This is a genomic window from Massilia agri, assembly GCF_024753255.1.
In the GTDB taxonomy this organism is placed as follows: domain Bacteria; phylum Pseudomonadota; class Gammaproteobacteria; order Burkholderiales; family Burkholderiaceae_D; genus Telluria; species Telluria agri.
Window position 1 is genome coordinate 14,133 of record NZ_JANUHA010000030.1, and the last position, 19,405, is coordinate 33,537.

Sequence of the window (19,405 nt, forward strand, 5' to 3'; positions counted from 1 at the left end):
TAGAAAAATGTAGACTATTCATCATCTAAATATTACTGTTCGCGCGCGGGCGGCACGCCCACAATGCAGCCGCGACGAACATGAAAGATCCATGATAGAGCCGCACACCATCGACCTGAACCTGCTGTCGGTATTCCAGGAAGTCTACCGGGAGCGCCAGATCTCGTTGGCCGCCAAGCGGCTCGGACTCTCCCAGTCGGCGGTGAGCAATGCGCTGGCGCGGCTGCGGCGCGCCTTCGGGGACGAGCTGTTCGTCAGGACGGCGAGCGGCATGCAGCCCACGCCCCTGGCGACGCAGATGGCCGAGCCGATCGGGGTGGCGATGGCCCAGGTGGCCCTGGCGCTGAACCAGCGCAGCCGCTTCGAGCCGTCGAGCAGCCATCGGCGCTTCACGTTGGCGATGACGGACGTGGGTGAGATCTACTTCATGCCGGCGCTGATCGAGCGCTGCCGGGTGCTCGCGCCGCTGGTGGAAATCAGCTCGGTGCGCGCCGGAGCGGTGAACCTGAAGGAAGAGATGGAAGGCGGGCGGGTCGACCTGGCGATCGGCCCCTTCGAGGATATTTCGGAGGCGCTGTACCAGCGGCAGCTGTTCCGCCAGCCTTATGTGACGATGTTCCGCAAGGGGCATCCGCTGGGGCGGGGCAAGGTGGACCTGGCGCGTTTTTTAGCGGCCGAGCACATGCTGGTGGACTCGCACGACAGCCCCTACGAGCGCATCAACGGGCTGCTCGCGCGGGCCGGGATCGGCCCGAACGTGCGCTTCCGGGTGCCGCATTTCACCGCGGTGCCGTATATGGTGGCCACGAGCGACCTGGTGGTGACGGTGCCCCAGAAGCTGGCCGAGCGCGCGGCGCTGCCCTTCGGGCTGGAGTGGATCGCGCCGCCCCTGGAATTGCCGCCGCTGCAGACGAATGTGTTCTGGCACCGGCGCTACAACCAGGATCCGGGCAACCAGTGGTTGCGCGGCCTGCTGGCGGAAGTGTTCGCCGAATAGAGATTGAATGGCCATGGAGACTGGCCGATGACCAACGACACGAGACAAGGAAGAGAAAATGGCAGACCTGTTTGAGAACCCCATGGGCTTGATGGGCTTCGAGTTCGTCGAATTTGCATCGCCCACCCCGGGCGTGCTGGAGCCGGTGTTCGAGGCCCTGGGCTTCACCAAGGTGGCCGTGCACCGCTCGAAGGCCGTGAGCCTGTACCGCCAGGGCGGCATTAACTTCATCATCAACAACGAGCCGAAGAGCTACGCAGCCTATTTCGCCGCCGAACACGGCCCCTCGGCCTGCGGCATGGCCTTCCGCGTCAAGGATTCGCACAAGGCCTATGCGCGCGCCCTGGAGCTGGGCGCCCAGGCGGTCGAGATCCCGACCGGTCCGATGGAACTGCGCCTGCCGGCCATCAAGGGCATCGGCGGCGCGCCGCTCTACCTGATCGACCGCTTCGAGGAGGGCAAGTCGATCTATGACATCGACTTCGAATTCATCGACGGCGTCGACCGCCACCCGCCCGGACACGGCCTCCAGATCATCGACCACCTGACCCACAACGTCTACCGCGGCCGCATGGCCTTCTGGGCCGGCTTCTACGAGAAACTGTTCAACTTCCGCGAGATCCGCTACTTCGACATCAAGGGCGAGTACACCGGCCTGACCTCGAAGGCGATGACGGCGCCGGACGGCATGATCCGCATCCCGCTGAACGAAGAGGGCAAGGCCGGCGGCGGCCAGATCGAGGAATTCCTCATGCAGTTCAACGGCGAAGGCATCCAGCACATCGCCCTGCTGACGGACGACCTGATCAAGACCGTCGACGGCCTGCGCGCGGCCGGCGTGCCCCTGATGACCGCACCGCCGGAAACGTATTACGAAATGCTGGACGAGCGCATCCCGGGCCATGGCCAGGACGTCGAAGCGCTCAAGACGCGCGGCCTGCTGCTCGACGGCGCCGTTGCCGACGGCAAGGCGCGCCTGCTGGTGCAGATCTTCGGCGTGCCGCAGCTGGGACCCGTATTCTTCGAATTCATCCAGCGCAAGGGCGACGACGGCTTCGGCGAAGGCAACTTCAAGGCCCTGTTCGAGTCGATCGAGCGCGACCAGCTCAAGCGCGGCGCGATCGCCGGCGCGACTGCCGAGGCCTGATCCGCGCAGGCGGCTACGCAAGCGGGCGGCTCCTGCGGGGCCCGCCCGCTTTTGTTATGCTGTGCGCTTTTCGCCAAGCGCATCGCCTCATGCTCGCCGCCTTCACCATCCTCCTGCTGTTCCAGTGCCTCGGCGAGGGCATTGTCTTCCTCCTGCACCTCCCGCTGCCCGGCCCGGTCGCCGGCATGCTGCTCCTGATGGCGGCCCTGGTGGTCTGGCCCTCCCTGCAACGGCGGATCGAGGAAGCCGCCAACACACTGCTCTCCCACCTCTCGCTGCTCTTCGTGCCGGCGGGCGCCGGGATCGTCGCGACCGCAAGCAGCGGCAGCGGCCACTGGCTGGCCATCCTGGTGTCGGTCGTCGCCAGCACCGTGCTGGCCATGGCAGTCACGGGCCTGGTCCTGCGCGGCATCGGCAAGGGGGAAGGGAAGCGCGATGCCTGAATTCGCCGGCGCCACCCAACTCGCCCGGTTCTGGGTCTACCTGTCGGCTTCGCCGCTCCTCGGCCTGACCCTGACCCTGTGCGCCTACCTCGCCGCCCAGCGTGTGCACGTCTTCTTCAAGGGATCGACGCTGGCCAATCCGGTGGCCATCGCCGTCGGGCTGATCGCCCTCGTCCTGTGGCTGTCCGGGATGTCCTACGAGCGCTACTTCTCCGGCGCCCAGTTCGTCCACTTCCTGCTGGGGCCGGCGACGGTCGCCCTGGCCGTGCCCCTGGTGCGCCAGTTGCCGCGGCTGCGGCGCGCCTTCCTGCCGCTGGCCTGCGCGCTGCTGCTCGGCTGCGTCACGGCCATCGTCGCCGCCGTCGCGGTCGCACTCCTGCTGGGCGCCACGCCGGAGCTGGCGGCGACGCTGGGTCCGAAGTCGGCCACCTCGCCGATCGCGATGGCCGTTTCCGAGCGCCTGGGCGGGATTCCGGCCTTCACCGCTGCGCTGGTGATCGGCACCGGCATCTTTGGCGCCATCGTCGGGCGCTACGTCTTCAATGTGCTGGGCGTGAAGGCGCCGGCCGCGCGCGGTTTCGCGATGGGGCTGGCCGCGCATGGCATCGGCACCGCGCGCGCCTTCCAGGTCAGTCCGGAGTCGGGCGCCTTCGCGGCCCTGGCCATGGGCCTGAACGGCGCCATGACGGCGGTGCTGGCGCCCTGGCTGGTGCCTCTCGTGATTGCTTGGTTCGCATAGTCATTCCTTCCGGAAGCGTAGCGCCGGCCAGCAATTTCTATTGCTAGACTCGATTCGATAGGTGGTCACTTCAGGCTGCCAAACTCATCGTATGGAGTCCAGCTTTGTCCACGTACAACAAGAAAATCAGCCTCGGCCTGCAGGGCGGCGGCACCTATGGCGCATTTACCTGGGGCGTACTCGACCGTTTGCTGCAAGAAGAGCGCCTCGAGATCACCTCGCTTAGCGGGGCAAGCGCAGGCGCAATCAATGCGGCCATCGTAGCCGATGGCTATGCCCGCGGTGGCGGGCGCGAGGGGGCCCGCCGATCGCTCGATCGCTTCTGGCGCGCGCTCGGCGGCACCGCGCTATTCAGCCCCTTGCAGCGCACCCCCCTGGACGTGCTCGTAGGCGGCTTTACCATGCGCCATTCGCCCGCCTACCAGCTCATGGAGATGGCAGGCGCCCTGGCCGGCCCAGTGCTCGAAATGCCCTTCACGGTCAACCCCTTGCGTAATTTCCTCACCGCGATGATCGACTTCGAGCGCGTGCGCTCGTGCGAGGAGCTCAAGGTCTTCATTAGCGCGACCGAGGTGAACAGCGGCCGTGGGAAGATCTTCGTGCGCGAAGAGATGGACGTGCAGCGCCTGATGGCATCGGCTTGCCTGCCGACGGTGTTCGCCGCCGTGCAGGTCGACGGCAATGCTTTCTGGGACGGCAGCTTTGCCGCAAATCCGCCTCTGGCGCCGCTGGTGGAAAGCGGCGGCGCGCAAGACCTGCTCGTGGTGCAGATTAACCCGATCGAACGCAAGGAGATTCCGCGCAGCATGGCTGACATCAGCAACCGCGCCAACGAGATCGCCTTCAACACCAGCTTCGTGCGGGAGGTGAATGCAATGCTGCACACGCATGCGGTCCCGAGCGAAGAGGGCGGCGCGGCGCTTACTTACGCGCCGGTACGCTTGCATTTGGTGAGCGCCAATGATTTGCTCGCCGACCTTGCGGTGTCGAGCAAGTTCAACGCAGAGCCGGGCTTCTTGCAAATGCTGCACGACCGCGGCGTGACGGCCGCCGATGCCTGGCTAGCGCAGCATTTCGACGACCTTGGTGTGCGCAGCACGCTCGACCCGAGCGCCGTGTTCGGGACCGGGCGTGCATGAAAAAACCGGCCGCGGCGCAATGCGCCGGGCCGGTTCGGACCGAACTCTTTTTTGTGCTCAGGCCGGGTTGGATTTCCAGGTCTTTTTCGGACCGAAGGCCTTGGCCGCGAAGACGGCGCCGGCCAGGCCGACCAGCACGGCGGTGGCGCTGCCGCCGAAGCCGACCGCATGTTCCTTGGCCAGCTTGCCCGCTTTCGGGCCCACCAGCTGCATGCGGCGCTTGGTCATCTGCGCGCCCAGCTCGGACAGCGCCTCACGGCTCAGCTTTGCCTCGGCGTGCGGCAGCAGGGTGGTTTCCTCGTCCGCCACGTGGTGCATCACGTCGCGCATCAGTTCCATCACCAGCTTGTCGTGGCGCGGATCGCCGCCGCTGGTGCGGCGCAGTTCGGCGATCAGGCGGCGCATCTCGTTGTGTTCCGGTTCGGCCTTGTGCATGAAGGGCTCGCCGGAATCGCGCTGGCGCATCACCGGATAGAAGATCTCTTCCTCGAGCGTGGCGTGGATCTCCAGCGCGTCGCAGATGGTGTCGGCCAGGGCCTTCTTCACGCGCGCCGGCTTGTCCTTCTCGTACTGGTGGAAGGTCACCATCACGTGCGAGTGATCGAAGCGAATCATGTTGGTGATCGTCGGGCTCAGCTTACTCAGATTAAACATGGTTACCCCCTTTATGGTCATCTAACCAACATGGTAGTGCGACGCGGCTCGACTTTACTGTAGGAGCGCGTGCCGTACCCGTGTCGGCATGGGTCCCATCGGGCAGCCCGTCTGGCCCTGCATCCTGGGCAAAACCTTAATGAACTTGCATTAGAAAATCTTTATCGGTTTCAACATTTCCATCAAGTTCATTAATTGTCGACCTAGTCCTACAAGGGCACGCGCAAACACCTGATGCCAACTGCCGGGCCAAAAGAAGAACATGGGATGTACGTGCTGCCGGCCACTGCCGCAGTCACCCGAGGCGCTTTTGTCGCGCCCTTACTCAAACATCGGAGGGACGTTCATGTTTGCTCATAACAAACGCCTGCAGTACACGGTCCGCGTCAGCGAGCCGAACCCGGCGCTGGCGAATCTTATGCTGGAACAGTTCGGCGGTCCGCAAGGCGAGCTCGCCGCCGCCATGCGCTACTTCACCCAGGCCGTATCGGAAGACGATCCGGGCCGCAAGGACATGCTGTTCGACATCGCCACCGAGGAGCTCAGCCACCTGGAGGTGATCGGCCACATCGTCGCGATGCTGAACAAGGGCGCCAAGGGGCGCCTGGCCGAAGCGGTGGACAGCGAGGCCGAGATGTACAAGGCGATCACCGGACCGGGCAACGACAGCCACATCACCCAGGTGCTGTACGGCGCCGGCACCCCGCTGACCAATTCGGCCGGCGTGCCCTGGACCGCGGCCTACATCGACTCGATCACCGAGCCGACCGCCGACCTGCGCTCGAACATCGCGGCCGAAGCGCGCGCCAAGATCGTCTACGAGCGCCTGATCGCGCTGACCGACGATCCGGGCGTGAAGGAGGCGCTGGGCTTCCTGATGACGCGCGAAGTGGCGCACCAGAAGTCCTTCGAGAAGGCCCTGTACGCCATCGAGCCGAACTTCCCGGCAGGCAAGATGCCGGCCGACCCGCGTTTCGCCAGCGTCTACTACAACATGTCGCAGGGTCCGGGCGAGATGCGCGGCCCCTGGAACCAGGGCGCCGACTGGGACTTCGTCACCGACCGCGAGAAGCAGATGGCGGTCGACGGCGGCAGCGGCGAAGCCGAAGTCGCGCTGCCGAGCGGCGACATCGACATCCTCAAGCAGATGGCGATGCGCACCATGTCCGACCCGATGTCCTCGCCGCGCACCGGCGCGGAACTGGGCATGAGCATGCAATCGGCAGGCGGTGGTACGATGGCAGGGCAGTCGGGTAGCGCCATGGGCAGCCTTGACGTCGGCTCGAAGGGCGGCCAGCTCGACGACACCGGCATCACCAAGCCGACCGACAAGGGCACCGCCAAGGGCATGAAGGCCATGAAGAAGTAAGCACGCGCCGCAGCAATGCGATGGCGCTGCGGCGCCATCGCATTCGCGCGGCACACTTTGGGTATTGCATGGATTCTCATCTGGACAAACCGCAGGACAACCGTCTCTTCGCGCTGCGCTCCGTGCTGCGCCTCTTGACCTTCCGCCGCGTCGTCGGACTCCTCATCTGCAGCGTGGGCTGCATCCTCCTGCTCGGCAGCCTGGCCGAACAGATCATGAACGCCGACCCCAAGATGCACCGCGCCCTGCTGGGCGGCGCGACGGCCGCCGCGGCGACCGCGCTGGGCACCTTGCCGGTCCTGTTCGCACAGAATTTCTCGAAGCGCACCTACGACTGCTTCCTCGGCTTCGGGGCCGGGGTGATGCTGGGCGCCACCGCCTTTTCCCTCGTGATTCCCGCGCTGAACGCCGCGAAGGCGGCCGGGGCGGGCAACTGGGAGGCCAGCCTGCTGGCCGGCGCCGGGATCATGGCCGGCGCCATGGCCATCATGCTGCTGGGCCGCGCCGTGCGCGCCGAAGGCATCCTCGAATCCGGGGTGGACGGCGTGTCGCTGCGGCGCGCCTGGATCTTCGTCTGGGCCGTGGCCCTGCACAATGTGCCGGAGGGGCTGGCCATCGGCGTCGCCCATGCCGGCATCGACCTCGAGAAAGCCAATTCACTGACCACCGGGATCTCGATCCAGGACGTGCCGGAAGGCCTGGTGGTGGCGCTCGCGCTGCGCACCGTGGGCTACGGACGCCTGACCTCGGTCGGCCTGGGCATCGCCTCGGGCCTGGCCGAGCCGGTCGCGGCAGCTTTCGGCGTGGCCCTGATCGGCATTGCGGCGGGACTACTGCCGATTGCCCTGGCGGCGGCGGGCGGCGCCATGCTCTTCGTGATCGTCAACGACGTGATCCCCGAGTCGCGCCAGAGCGGCAATGGCACCTGGGCCAGCATCGCCCTCCTGATCGGCTTCATCCTGATGACGGTGCTCGACACGGCCCTGTCGTAAAAGCGCTTGACATGAAAAATATGATGGGCGTAATATGACGTTCATCATATTTCAGGTGTCGCCATGAGCAACTCTGCCAAGTCCAGCAAGCGCGAGCAGTCCCACCACCGGATCGTCGAAGCGGCCAGCCGCGCAGTGCGCCGCCATGGTTATGCCGGTGTCGGCGTGGCCGAGGTCATGAAGGAGGCGGGGCTCACCCACGGCGGCTTCTACGCCCATTTCGATTCGCGCGAAGCCCTGCTGGTCGAAGCCATCGAGCATGCCGGCGCCATCAGCAGCGCCCTGCTGGACGAGCGCATCGCAGCGCGCACCCGCGAGACCGGCAATCCCCTGCAAGCCCTGATCGAACTCTATCTCTCCGACGAGCACCTGGCGCATACCGAGCACGGCTGCGTGGTCGGGGCGCTGGCCAGCGAGATCCCGCGCCAGCAAGAGGTGGTCCGCGAGGCTTCCGTCCAGCGGGTCGACCGCCTGGTGCGACGCGTCGCCCTGGCCTTGCCGGACGATGCGGCCCCTGGGTTGGCGAGCGTGATTGCCGGGGCCCTGATCGGCAATCTGCAGCTGGCCCGTATCCAGGGTGACAGCCCGGAGGGCAGGGCGGTACTGGCGGCGGCGCGCGAGACGCTCGTGGCCGTGTTCGCCAAGGCTTCCTGATTCATCCAGGCCGGCGTCGCCGGCTTTTTTTGCCTAACAAATATGATGACGATCATATGATGATTGTCATAAATCCGGCGGCACGACCGTCATATCAACGCTGAAAGGATTCATCATGAAAGTCCAGAACGCAACCGTCCTGATTACCGGCGCGAACCGTGGTCTCGGCGCGGAATTCGCCCGCCAGGCGCTTGTCCGCGGCGCCCGCAAGGTCTACGCCGCGGCGCGCGACCCGTCCACGATCTCCCTTCCCGGCCTGGTTCCGGTGCGGCTGGACGTGACCGACGCCAGGCAGGCCGCCGCCCTGGCCGCGGAGCTCGGCGACGTCGACCTGGTGATCAACAATGCGGGCGTAGCCAATACCGGCAGCGTGCTCGACGCCGAGGGACTGGATTCGCTGCGCTGGATGTTGGAAACCAATGTGTTCGGCCTGCTGAACGTCAGCCGCGGTTTCGCGCCGGGGCTGGCGCGCCAGGGCGGCGGCGCGGTGGTGAACGTGCTGTCGGTGGCGAGCTGGGTCAGCAATCCGGTGCTGGCCAACTATGGCGTCACCAAGGCCGCCGCCTGGAGCGCGACCAACGCGCTGCGCGACGCCCTGCGCGCCCAGGGCACCCAGGTGCTCGGCGTGCACGTCGGCCTGATCGACACCGACCTGACGCGCGGCTTCGATGCGCCGAAACTGACGCCGCAAGCGGTCGTGGAGCGCGTGTTCGCGGCGCTCGAGGCCGGCGACAGCGAGGTGCTGGTCGACGAGCTCACGCGCGCCGTCAAGCGCGGGCTGTCGGCCGAGCCGGGCATCTATACCCTGGCGCGCTGAGCGGAGGCCGCCATGCCTGATGCAACCGTGATGGACAACCCGCTCGTCGGGCAGGTGGTCGCGCATATGACGCGGCCGCGCCGCCAGGCCCTGGACGAGGAGGGCAGGCGCCTGCTGCTGGACGGCGTGCGCGACGAGGTGTGGCACGAGGGCCGGATGCTGGTCGCCTATACCTTCGGCGACGCGCGTCCCGATGTGGAAACGGGCGCGCCGCGCCGGCGTGCGCTGCTCGTGCACGGCTGGGAAAGCCGTGCGGCCGGTTGGCACGTGCTGGTGCGCCGGCTGGTGGCCGCAGGGTGGCATGTGACGGTGTTCGATGCGCCGGCGCATGGCGAGTCAGCCGGTGAAGCGACCAACGTGGCGGCGATGGGCAGGGCGCTGCTGGCCGTCGCGGGGTGGCTGGGGCCGGTCGACGCCGTGGTGGCGCACTCGCTGGGCTCGCCGGCGTCCCTCTACGCCTTTGCCCATGGCTTGCGCGCGCGATCGAGCGTGCACCTTGCCGGGCCGTCGTCGCTGATCCGGGCGCTGGACCGGACCGCCTGCGCCGTCAAGGTCGACGGCGCCACCCTGCGCGCGCGTTTCGAGGCGCTGACGGGGCTGGACGCGGCCGACATGGAGCTGGAGCGCCTGGCGGCGGGCATGCGCCATCCGGCCCTGTTGCTGCACGACCCGCTGGATCCGGAGGTGCACTGGTCCGAATCGGCGGCGCTGGCCAATGCCTGGGATGGCGCGCTGCTGGAGGCGGCCAATGGGGTGGGACATCGGAAGATCATCGGTGACAGCGCGGTCGTCGAACGTATCGTCGGGTTTCTTTCGTAGGGTGGACGGCTTTGCCGTCCGCGCGTTCAAATCCCCTCGGGTCAGACGTATCGTGTTTTCAAAGGCTGATTGAACGCGCGGACGGGGAACCCGACTAGGCGTCCCCGTCCACCCTACAAAAACGCCCCGGAGCTTGCGCTGCGGGGCGTTCTTATATGCGCAAATAAAACTCAGTCGCGAATCTCCAGCGCCCGGTTCAGGCTCAGCGCCGCCAGCGAACCCACCGCGCCCGAGAGCAGGTAGAGGCTCACATAGCCCAGGCCGAAGTGCGCCGACAGGCCGAGGGCGACCAGCGGGGCGAAGGCCGCGCCGACCAGCCAGGCCAGGTCGGAGGTCAGGGCCGCGCCGGTGTAGCGGTAGCTCTGCTTGAAGTTCGCGGTCACGGCGCCGGCGGCCTGGCCGTAGGACAGGCCCAGCAGGACGAAGCCGACCAGGATGAAGGTGTTCTGGCCGGTCACGCCGCCGTCCATCAGGGACGGCACGGACAGCGAGAACAGGCCGATCAGGGCCGCCAGGGAGCCGAGCGTGGTGCGGCGGCCGACTTTGTCGGCGATGTAGCCAGAGGCCAGGATCGCCAGTACCGCCAGGCCCGCGCCCCACATCTGGACGTGCAGGAATTCGTCCATCGGGCGGGTGTCGTAGAGCTGGATCCAGGACAGCGGGAACACCGTCACCAGGTGGAACAGGGCATAGCTGGCCAGGGCGGCGAGGGCGCCGATGGCGATATTGCTGCCCTGGCTCTTGACCAGTTCGCCGACCGGGGCCGGATCGAGCTCGTGGGCGTCCAGCAGGCGCGAATACTCGCTGGTCGAGACCAGGCGCAGGCGCGCGAACAGGGCCACGACGTTGATCGCGAAGGCGCAGAAGAAGGGGAAGCGCCAGCCCCAGACCAGGAAGTCGTCCTGCGACAGGTTGGCCACCAGGTAGGCGAACAGCCCGGCCGCGATCAGGAAGCCGACCGGCGCGGCCAGCTGGCCCAGCATCGCATACCAGCCGCGCTTGTTTTCCGGCGCCGAGAGCGCCAGCAGCGAGGGCAGGCCGTCCCAGGAGCCGCCCTGGGCGATGCCCTGGCCGATGCGCATCAGGGACAGGATCACGATCGAGGCCGCGCCGATTCGGCTATAGGTCGGCAGGAAGGCGATCACGCAGGTGCAGGTGCCCATCAGGAAGAGGGCGATGGTGAGCTTGATTTCCCGGCTGAAACGCGTCTGCAGCCACATGAAAATCACGGTGCCGAGGGGGCGCGCGATGAATGCGAACGAAAAAACGGTAAATGAGTATAGTGTCGCTTCTAGTCGGTCGGCCCACGGGAAAAATACCGCGGGAAAGACCAGAACCGAGGCGATGGCATAGACGAAGAATTCGAAATATTCCGAAGCGCGGCCGATGACCACGCCGACGGCTATTTCACCCGGATGGATTTCACCGTCCCGGGCATTGATGTTACGAGCCCCACTGGTTGGGTGGGTGATGGGAGCGGCACCTGCGCCGCCGTACGTCGTCGTGCTTTGCATATCTTCGTCTCCTGGGTTGCCCGGCCTGCGCAGCACCTCCGGGGCATTGCTTGTAGTGCAATGCTGTAATTGCAATATAGCAAGGGTGGGACAAAGTGTCCAATGGTTGCCGTAGGCCGTTGGCGTTACAGTAGCATGTTCTTATTCCCATGTAACGTTAGATACCTAGCATGATTCCTAAAATTGTCCGCCGCGGACTTCCATTACTCCCGCTTGCAGCGCTCGCTGGCTGCAACACGGTCGTGATGAATCCCACCGGCGATATTGCAAAACAGCAGGCGGATCTGATCACGATCTCGGTCCTGCTGATGTTGATCATCATCGTCCCGGTGATGATCCTGACCGTCCTGTTTGCATGGCGCTATCGCAAGAACGCCAACGCGAAATACGAGCCGGACTGGGACCACTCGACCAAGCTCGAGCTGGTGATCTGGGGCGCGCCGCTCCTGATCATCATCGTCCTCGGCCTGATCACCTGGGTCTCGACCCACAAGCTGGATCCCTACCGTCCGCTCGACCGCATCGACGAGAACCGTCCGATCCCGGCGTCGACCAAGCCCCTCGAGGTGCAGGTCGTGGCGCTGGACTGGAAATGGCTGTTCATCTATCCGGAGCAGGGCATCGCTTCGGTGAACGAACTGGTCACCCCGGTCGACGTCCCGGTCCGCTTCAAGATCACGTCCTCGACCGTGATGAACACCTTCTACATCCCGACGCTGGCCGGCATGATCTACGCGATGCCGGGCATGGAGACCACCCTGAACGCCGTGCTGAACAAGCCGGGCGACTACAAGGGCATCTCCGCCAACTTCAGCGGCGAAGGCTTCTCGCACATGTACTTCGCCTACAAGGGCGTGAGCGCGGGCGAGTTCGACGCCTGGGTCCAGAAGATGAAGACCAATCCGGGCGTGCTGAACCGCGCCGACTACCTGAGCCTGGAAAAGCCTTCCGTGCGTGAGCCGGTGCGCTATTACGGTTCGGTGGAACCGGCCCTGTTCAACCGTGTCCTGAACCGTTGCGTGGCTGAAGGCAGCGTCTGCATGAACCAGCAGATGGCCGACGACCACAAGCGCAACCAGATGGCCGCCGAAATCCGCAAGCTGCAGAAGAACCCGGCTGCCCAGGTCGCGAACGCGGAGCTGGAAATGTGCGTGACCCCGGAAGGCCAGGCCGCGAGCCCGGTCACTCCCAATAATATTGTGAAGAAGTAATCATGCAAGACTCATTCGACTTGACGAAGCTTATCTTCGGTCGGCTCAGCTGGGACGCGATTCCCTTCCACGAGCCGATCCTGATCGCGACCTTCGCCGGCGTCATCGTGGGTGGCCTGGCCCTGGTGGCCCTGATCACCTACTTCCGCCAGTGGGGCAACTTGTGGAACAACTGGTTCACCAGTATCGACCACAAGAAAATCGGTATCATGTACATGATCCTCGGCATCATCATGTTCCTGCGCGGCTTTGCCGACGCCCTCATGATGCGTGCGCAGCAGGCCTTCGCCTTCGGCTCCAACCACGGCTTCCTGCCGCCTGACCACTACGACCAGATCTTCACCGCCCACGGCGTGATCATGATCTTCTTCGTGGCCATGCCTTTCGTCACCGGCCTGATGAACTATGTCGTGCCGCTGCAGATCGGCGCCCGCGACGTCGCCTTCCCATTCCTGAACAACTTCTCGTTCTGGATGACCACCATGGGCGCCGTGCTCGTGATGGCCTCGCTGTTCGTGGGTGAATTCGCACGTACCGGCTGGCTGGCCTATCCGCCGCTGTCGGGCATCCTGGCAAGTCCAGGCGTCGGCGTCGACTACTACATCTGGTCGCTGCAGATCGCGGGCGTCGGTACCCTGCTGTCGGGCGTCAACCTGATCGTCACCATCGTCAAGATGCGCGCACCGGGCATGGGCCTGATGAAGATGCCTGTCTTCGTCTGGACCTCGCTGTGCACCAACATCCTGATCGTGATCACCTTCCCGATCCTGACCGCCGTGCTGGCCATGCTGGGCATGGACCGCCTGTTCGACACCGCCTTCTTCACGAACGACCGCGGCGGCAACGCCATGATGTACGTGAACCTGATCTGGATCTGGGGCCACCCGGAGGTGTACATCCTGATCCTGCCGGCCTTCGGCATCTTCTCGGAAGTCGTCTCGACCTTCTGCGGCAAGCGCCTGTTCGGCTACACCTCCATGGTCTATGCGACTTGCGTGATTATGGTGTTGTCTTACCTTGTTTGGCTGCACCACTTCTTCACGATGGGTAGCGGCGCGAGCGTGAACTCCTTCTTCGGCATCACGACGATGATCATCTCGATCCCGACCGGTGCGAAGATCTTCAACTGGCTGTTCACCATGTACCGCGGCCGTATCCGCTTCGAACTGCCGATGATGTGGACCGTGTCGTTCATGCTGACCTTCGTCATCGGCGGCATGACCGGCGTGATGCTGGCGATTCCCGCGGCCGACTTCGTGCTGCACAACTCGCTGTTCCTGATCGCGCACTTCCACAACGTCATCATCGGCGGCGTGGTGTTCGGCCTGTTTGCGGGCTTCAACTACTGGGCGCCGAAGATGTTCGGCGTGAAGCTGAACCAGTTCTGGGGCCATGTCTCGTTCTGGCTGTGGTCGATCGGCTTCTGGGTCGCCTTCACTCCGCCGTACATCCTCGGCTTCATGGGCTATACCCGCCGCATGAGCCACTTCGAGGACCAGTCGGTGCAATGGCTGTTCCAGGTCTCGCTGGCCGGCACCCTGATGATCGCCGGCGGTATCGGTGCGCTGCTGCTGCAATGCTTCTTCACCTGGAAAGACCGCGCCAAGCTGCGCGACGTCACCGGTGACCCGTGGGATGGCCGTACGCTGGAGTGGGCGACCTCGTCCCCGCCGCCGGACTACAACTTCGCCTTCACCCCGGTGGTGCACGACAACGACACCTTCGCCGACATGAAGAAGAACGGCTACCAGCGTCCGCTGAAGGACTTCGTGGCGATCCACATGCCCAAGAACACCTGGGCCGGCTTCGTCATCTCGGCACTGTCGGCCGTGGTGGGCTTCGGCATCATCTGGCACATGTGGCTGCTGGTCGCCGTGTCCTTCGTCGCCATGATGGCCGCGATCATCGTCCACACGTTCAACTACAAGCGCGATTTCTACATCCCGGCGGAAGAAGTGGCCCGCACCGAGGAAGCGCATACCCGTCTGCTGAAGAGCTACGTCTGAAACAACCATGGCAAATAATCCAACCATTCCCGGCGGCCTGACCGCCGAAGAGGTGACCGCGCGCTATCTGGTGCGCGAGCATCATCCGGAACAGGGCACCTTGCTCGGCTTCTGGATCTACCTGATGAGCGACTGCCTCATCTTCGCGTCCCTGTTCGCCACCTATGCGGTGCTGGGCCGTAACTACGCCGGCGGTCCGACCGGCGCCGAACTGTTCGACCTGACGCTGATCGCCATTAACACCGGCTTCCTGCTGCTCTCGTCGATCACCTTCGGTTTCGCGATGGTGTCGGCGCAGGCCAAGAAGCTGGGCGCGACCCTGGGCTGGATGGGCGTCACCGGCCTGCTGGGCGTGGCCTTCCTGTCCCTGGAGATCTACGAGTTCCTGCACCTGATCCACGAAGGCGCGGGCCCGAGCCGCAGCGGCTTCCTGACCGCGTTCTTCTCGCTGGTCGGCACCCACGGCCTGCACGTGCTGTTCGGCGCGATCTGGCTGGTGACCCTGATGGTCCAGCTGTCGAAGCACGGCCTGACCACCGAGAACTTCCGTCGCCTGCAGTGCCTGTCGCTGTTCTGGCACTTCCTGGACGTCGTCTGGATCGGCGTGTTTACCTTTGTCTACCTGATGGGAGTGCTGCCATGAGCGATCACATCCACCACCACGAACACGATCACGACGGCCACACCAGCTTCGTCACCCACTACAGCATCAAGGACTACGCGATCGGCTTCGTGCTGTCGCTGATCCTGACCGCGATTCCGTTCTGGCTCGTCATGGGCCACGTGCTGCCGCCGGAAACGACGAAGTACGTGATCATGGGCTTCGCCGCCGTCCAGTTCGTCGTGCAGATGATCTACTTCCTGCACATGAACTCGAAGTCGGAAGGCGGCTGGAACATGATGGCGCTGCTGCTGACCGTCGTCCTGCTGGTCATCGTGCTGGCCGGTTCGATCTGGGTCATGGCCCACATGAACGCCAACATGATGCCGGCCATGGGTGGCGCAAGCGACACCACCCACGGCATGCACGACATGCAGTAACAAAGTAGTCAATGCAGCACGAGCGCGACCCGCAAGCAGGACCCGCCCCCCATCCGCCACGCAGCAGTCTTGCGCGGCGGGTGTTCGGATTGGTGCTCCTGCTGCTGGTCGCGCTTTTTCTTGGTCTCGGCGCCTGGCAGGTCGTGCGCCTGCAATGGAAGCTGGACCTGATCGCGCGGGTCGACGCGCGCGTGCATGCGGACCCGGTGCCGGCCCCCGAGGCGGCGCGCTGGACGCAGGTCACCAAAGAGTCCGACGAATACCGGCGCGTGCGTGTGTCCGGGCACTACCTCTACGAATTCACCACCCCGGTCCAGGCGCTGTCCGAACTGGGCGCGGGCTTCTGGCTGCTGACGCCGTTCTGTACGGACCAGGGCCATATCGTCTTCATCAACCGCGGCTTCATTCCCGCGGCCAGCAACAAGCCGGGCACCTATGCCGGCCGCCGCGCCGGCGCCAATCCCTGCGCGGCGCCTGGCGACAGGGTGGAAGTCACCGGCCTGCTGCGCATTAACGAGCCGAAGGGCGGTTTCCTGCGCGAGAACGACCCGGCGGGCAACCGCTGGTACTCGCGCGACGTCGTGAAACTGGCCGCCGCGCGCGGGCTAGCCAACGTGGCACCGAACGGCGCTCCTGTGGTCGCCCCGTTCTTCATCGACGCCGGCAAGGGGCAGGACCCGCAAGGCGCGCCGGAGCGGGCCGTGGGCGGCCTGACCGTCATTTCGTTCACCAACAACCATCTCGTGTATGCGCTCACCTGGTTCGCCCTGGCCCTGATGGCCGGCGCCGCCTGGTGGTGGGTCAGCCGTCATGGCGGTACAATCCGCGACGACGACTAGACCCAGGCGGCACATGATCCAGAACCCCCTCGAATTCTTCGCCAAGGCGGCGCGCAGCTCGCCCCAGGCGGCAGCGGCGAACGTCGAGTTCGCGGCCGGCCACAAGAACATGCTGCAGCTGATCGAGCTGCGCTGGATCGCCGTCATCGGCCAGATCACCACGATCGCGGCCGCCATCCTGATCTTCCGCATCGAGCTGCCCCTGGTGCACATGCTGCAGGTGCTGGCCTGCCTGATCGCCTTCAACGTCGCCAGCCACCTGCGCTGGCACGAGCGCCGGCCGGTCTCGAACGGCGAGATGTTCATGGCCCTGCTGGTCGACGTCGCCAGCCTGACGGTGCTGCTCTACCTCTCGGGCGGCATCACCAATCCCTTCGCCTTCCTCTACCTGTTGCAGGTGATCCTGTCGGCGGTGCTGCTGGAGGTGCTGTGGACCTGGGTCATCGTCCTGATCACGACCTTCTGCCTGGCGGGCCTGGCCATGTACGCCCAGCCGCTCGCGCTGCCCTTCGACCATGCGCGCGGCATCTCGAGCCTCTACATCCAGGGCTTGCTGGTCTGCTTCGCGCTGGACGCGGCCCTGCTGGTGATGTTCATCTCGCGCATTTCCGACACCCTGCGCGACAAGGCGGCCCAGCTCGCGCTGCTGCGCCAGCAGGCGGTCGAGGAGGAACACATCGTGCGCATGGGCCTGCTGGCCTCGGGCGCCGCCCACGAGCTGGGCACGCCGCTCGCGACGGTGTCCGTGATCCTGGGCGACTGGAAGCGCATGCCGCAGTTCCGCAACGATCCGGGCCTGCTCGAAGACCTGAACGAAATGCAGACCCAGCTCCAGCGCTGCAAGAGCATCGTCAGCGGCATCCTGCTGTCGGCCGGCGAGGCGCGCGGCGAATCGGCGGTGCGCACCACGGTGCGCAGCTTCCTCGACGGCCTGGTCGCCACCTGGCGCGCGAGCCGGCCCGTGGCCGGCTTCCAGTACAATAACCAGGTGCTGGAGGACGTGCCGGTCGCGTCGGACTCGGCCCTGAAGCAAACCATCGACAACCTGCTCGACAATGCGCTCGAGGCCTCCCCCGAGTGGGTCGGGCTGGACGTGCGCAAAGAGGACGGCGTGCTGCACGTCGTCGTCACCGACCGCGGCCCCGGCTTCCCGGCGGCCATGCTGGCCCAGATCGGCAAGCCCTACCAGTCCACCAAGGCCGATCCGGGCCACGGACTCGGCCTGTTCCTGGCCGTGAACGTCGCGCGCAAGCTCGGCGGCGCGGTGACGGCGGCCAACCGTCCGGAAGGCGGGGCGCAGGTCAGCCTGAGCCTGCCGCTGTCGAGTATCGCTATTGAAGAAGAACGGAAAGAGGCAAGCATTGACCGACAGCCCTGAGCGCCTGCTGCTCATCATCGAAGACGACGAGGCCTTCGCCCGCACCCTCAGCCGCTCCTTCGAGCGGCGCGGCTACCGCGTGCTGGTGGCGCCCGGCCACGACGAGGCGGCGTCGCTGCTGGAGCGTCACTCGCCAGGCTATGCCGTGGTCGACCTCAAGCTGAAGGGGAACAGTTCCGGCCTGGCCTGCGTCCAGCTGCTGCACGAGCACGATCCCGACATGCTGATCGTCGTGCTGACCGGCTTCGCCAGCATCGCCACCGCCGTGGAGGCGATCAAGCTGGGCGCGGTGCAGTACCTGGCCAAGCCCTCGAATACCGACGACATCGAGGCCGCCTTCGGCCACGTGGCCGGCAATACCGAGGTCGAACTCACCGGCCGCTCGACCTCGATCAAGACCCTCGAATGGGAGCGCATCCACGCGGTGCTGGCAGAGACCGACTTCAACATCTCGGAGGCGGCGCGCCGCCTGGGCCTGCACCGGCGCACGCTGGCGCGCAAGCTCGAGAAGCAGCGGGTGAAGTAGGGGAGGCGGCCTGTGCGACTGCTCCTTCTGCTGGCCTGCCTGGGCGCCGCGCCCGCATGGGGCGCCGATCCGCTCGCCGCCGGCCGTACGGCCTTCCAGCGCTGCGCCAACTGCCACCAGGTAGGGCCGGGCGCACGTAGCAACTTCGGTCCCCAGCTCAACGGCATCGTCGGCCGCCGCGCCGGCGCGGCCACGGATTTCGCCTATTCCCCGGCCATGAAGCAGGCCGGCTTCGTCTGGGACGACAAGCGCCTGGCCGCTTTCCTGCGCGACCCGGACGCCGTCGTCCCGGGCAACAGGATGCGTTTCTGGGGCCTGCGCAGCGAACGCCAGATCGCCGACCTGCTGGCCTACCTGCGCGCTACCCGCGCGGTAAAACAGTGAGCTCGCCGGCGGGGAGGGTCGTCGCGCTCGCGGTGCGCCCCGCGTCCGCGCCGGATCCGCGGGTAGTGCAGGCTGTCCGCGCCATGGCCGGACACGGACTGGAAGGCGACCGGCATGCCGATCCACGCTCGCCGCGCCAGCTGCTGATCGGGGGCAGCAGCGTCTACGAGGCCCTCGCGCTGCCGCCGCTCGCGCTGCGCGAGAACCTGCTCCTTGATCTCGATACCGCCGACCTCGTGTCCGGCATGCTGCTGCGTGTCGGCGCCGAGGTGATCCTGCGCCTGACGTTTCAATGCGAAGCCTGCGGCGCGCTGGCGGCACGGGTGGGGGCGTCCTCGCGCGCGCTGCGGCAGCGGCGCGGCATGCTGGCGCGCGTGGAGACCAGCGGCGAAATCCAGGTGGGCGACCCGGTCACCGTCCTCGAGGCGCGCAGCCGCTTTCTTCCCGATGACTGGCACGAGCGGGCCGCCATGGTCCTCGACGCCGTTCCGCCCGGGATGGTGATGTCGTATGCCGACCTGGCGCGCGTGGCGGGCGTCCAGTCCAGCTACTGCCGGGCCTTCCCGCGCGCGCTGGCGAAACTCGGGCAGGAACGCGCCGCGCGCGCCGTGCCGGCCCGCTCGCCCGACCCTGCGCCGCGCTGGGACGGCGCCGGCTTCTTCGTCTGGCGCAACCCAGGGTGTCAGGTTGAGAGGGTCCGGGTTTCATGGACATCCAAATAGAGGACAATATGTCT

General features: G+C 65.8%; 21 protein-coding genes. 19 read left to right on the plus strand and 2 right to left on the minus strand.

Going from position 1 to position 19,405, the window contains the following annotated elements:
- Positions 1-91: 91 nt before the first annotated feature.
- The 5 genes from NX780_RS24310 (at position 92) to NX780_RS24330 (ending at position 4,465) form a co-directional block, all read left to right on the plus strand.
- The gene (locus tag NX780_RS24310) at positions 92-997 is read left to right on the plus strand and encodes a LysR family transcriptional regulator (protein WP_258830463.1); all 906 of its coding nucleotides are present in this window, start codon (positions 92-94) and stop codon (positions 995-997) included.
- A gap of 58 nt (positions 998-1,055) precedes the next feature.
- Positions 1,056-2,144, plus strand: a complete 1,089-nt coding sequence (hppD, locus tag NX780_RS24315) for a 4-hydroxyphenylpyruvate dioxygenase (protein WP_258830464.1) — start codon at positions 1,056-1,058, stop codon at positions 2,142-2,144.
- An 89-nt stretch (positions 2,145-2,233) separates the two neighbouring features.
- Positions 2,234-2,587 carry a CidA/LrgA family protein gene (locus NX780_RS24320; protein ID WP_258830465.1) on the plus strand — a complete coding sequence of 118 codons (354 nt, stop codon included), beginning with the start codon at positions 2,234-2,236 and terminating at the stop codon, positions 2,585-2,587.
- Entirely contained in the window at positions 2,580-3,326 is a 747-nt protein-coding gene (locus NX780_RS24325; protein WP_258830466.1) for an LrgB family protein, read from the plus strand. The genes NX780_RS24320 and NX780_RS24325 overlap by 8 nt, the downstream gene beginning before the upstream one ends.
- 104 nt (positions 3,327-3,430) lie before the next feature.
- Positions 3,431-4,465, plus strand: a complete 1,035-nt coding sequence (locus NX780_RS24330; RefSeq protein WP_258830467.1) for a patatin-like phospholipase family protein — start codon at positions 3,431-3,433, stop codon at positions 4,463-4,465.
- 57 nt (positions 4,466-4,522) lie between these two features.
- On the opposite strand, the gene NX780_RS24335 is transcribed toward NX780_RS24330, so the two are convergent.
- Positions 4,523-5,119, minus strand: coding sequence for a hemerythrin domain-containing protein (locus NX780_RS24335; RefSeq protein WP_258830468.1), 597 nt, complete (start codon positions 5,117-5,119; stop codon positions 4,523-4,525).
- A 346-nt stretch (positions 5,120-5,465) separates the two neighbouring features.
- Here NX780_RS24335 and NX780_RS24340 point away from each other — a divergent pair, with 346 nt between their 5' ends.
- From NX780_RS24340 to NX780_RS24360, 5 genes are all read left to right on the plus strand, one after another.
- The gene (locus NX780_RS24340; protein WP_258830469.1) at positions 5,466-6,488 is read left to right on the plus strand and encodes a manganese catalase family protein; all 1,023 of its coding nucleotides are present in this window, start codon (positions 5,466-5,468) and stop codon (positions 6,486-6,488) included.
- A gap of 68 nt (positions 6,489-6,556) precedes the next feature.
- Positions 6,557-7,480 carry a ZIP family metal transporter gene (locus NX780_RS24345; RefSeq protein WP_258830470.1) on the plus strand — a complete coding sequence of 308 codons (924 nt, stop codon included), beginning with the start codon at positions 6,557-6,559 and terminating at the stop codon, positions 7,478-7,480.
- 63 nt (positions 7,481-7,543) lie between these two features.
- On the plus strand, positions 7,544-8,134 hold the full coding sequence (locus NX780_RS24350) for a TetR/AcrR family transcriptional regulator (protein WP_258830471.1): 591 nt from the start codon (positions 7,544-7,546) through the stop codon (positions 8,132-8,134).
- A 115-nt stretch (positions 8,135-8,249) separates the two neighbouring features.
- Positions 8,250-8,951 (plus strand): SDR family oxidoreductase, encoded by a 702-nt coding sequence (locus NX780_RS24355; RefSeq protein WP_258830472.1) that lies wholly within the window; start codon positions 8,250-8,252, stop codon positions 8,949-8,951.
- A gap of 12 nt (positions 8,952-8,963) precedes the next feature.
- Positions 8,964-9,770, plus strand: a complete 807-nt coding sequence (locus tag NX780_RS24360; RefSeq protein ID WP_258830473.1) for an alpha/beta fold hydrolase — start codon at positions 8,964-8,966, stop codon at positions 9,768-9,770.
- A gap of 170 nt (positions 9,771-9,940) precedes the next feature.
- On the opposite strand, the gene NX780_RS24365 is transcribed toward NX780_RS24360, so the two are convergent.
- Positions 9,941-11,284: an MFS transporter gene (locus tag NX780_RS24365; RefSeq protein ID WP_258830474.1), complete on the minus strand. Its 1,344-nt coding sequence runs from the start codon at positions 11,282-11,284 to the stop codon at positions 9,941-9,943.
- A 170-nt stretch (positions 11,285-11,454) separates the two neighbouring features.
- On the opposite strand from NX780_RS24365, the gene cyoA reads away from it, so the two are divergent.
- The 9 genes from cyoA to NX780_RS24410 all read left to right on the plus strand — a co-directional run bounded on the left by cyoA (position 11,455) and on the right by NX780_RS24410 (position 19,391).
- On the plus strand, positions 11,455-12,495 hold the full coding sequence (cyoA, locus tag NX780_RS24370) for a ubiquinol oxidase subunit II (protein WP_258830475.1): 1,041 nt from the start codon (positions 11,455-11,457) through the stop codon (positions 12,493-12,495).
- 2 nt (positions 12,496-12,497) lie between these two features.
- Entirely contained in the window at positions 12,498-14,501 is a 2,004-nt protein-coding gene (gene cyoB / locus NX780_RS24375; RefSeq protein WP_258830476.1) for a cytochrome o ubiquinol oxidase subunit I, read from the plus strand.
- A 7-nt stretch (positions 14,502-14,508) separates the two neighbouring features.
- Positions 14,509-15,144 carry a cytochrome o ubiquinol oxidase subunit III gene (gene cyoC / locus NX780_RS24380; protein ID WP_258830477.1) on the plus strand — a complete coding sequence of 212 codons (636 nt, stop codon included), beginning with the start codon at positions 14,509-14,511 and terminating at the stop codon, positions 15,142-15,144.
- Positions 15,141-15,542 (plus strand): cytochrome o ubiquinol oxidase subunit IV, encoded by a 402-nt coding sequence (gene cyoD, locus NX780_RS24385; protein WP_258830478.1) that lies wholly within the window; start codon positions 15,141-15,143, stop codon positions 15,540-15,542. The genes cyoC and cyoD overlap by 4 nt, the downstream gene beginning before the upstream one ends.
- A gap of 11 nt (positions 15,543-15,553) precedes the next feature.
- Positions 15,554-16,381, plus strand: a complete 828-nt coding sequence (locus NX780_RS24390; RefSeq protein WP_258830479.1) for an SURF1 family protein — start codon at positions 15,554-15,556, stop codon at positions 16,379-16,381.
- 13 nt (positions 16,382-16,394) lie between these two features.
- Positions 16,395-17,759: an ATP-binding protein gene (locus NX780_RS24395; RefSeq protein ID WP_307733074.1), complete on the plus strand. Its 1,365-nt coding sequence runs from the start codon at positions 16,395-16,397 to the stop codon at positions 17,757-17,759.
- A complete protein-coding gene (locus NX780_RS24400; protein WP_258830480.1) occupies positions 17,743-18,285 on the plus strand; it encodes a response regulator transcription factor in 543 nt (180 codons plus the stop codon). The genes NX780_RS24395 and NX780_RS24400 overlap by 17 nt, the downstream gene beginning before the upstream one ends.
- 12 nt (positions 18,286-18,297) lie before the next feature.
- Entirely contained in the window at positions 18,298-18,669 is a 372-nt protein-coding gene (locus tag NX780_RS24405; RefSeq protein ID WP_258830481.1) for a c-type cytochrome, read from the plus strand.
- An 83-nt stretch (positions 18,670-18,752) separates the two neighbouring features.
- Positions 18,753-19,391, plus strand: a complete 639-nt coding sequence (locus tag NX780_RS24410; RefSeq protein ID WP_258830482.1) for an MOSC domain-containing protein — start codon at positions 18,753-18,755, stop codon at positions 19,389-19,391.
- Positions 19,392-19,405 lie beyond the last annotated feature (14 nt).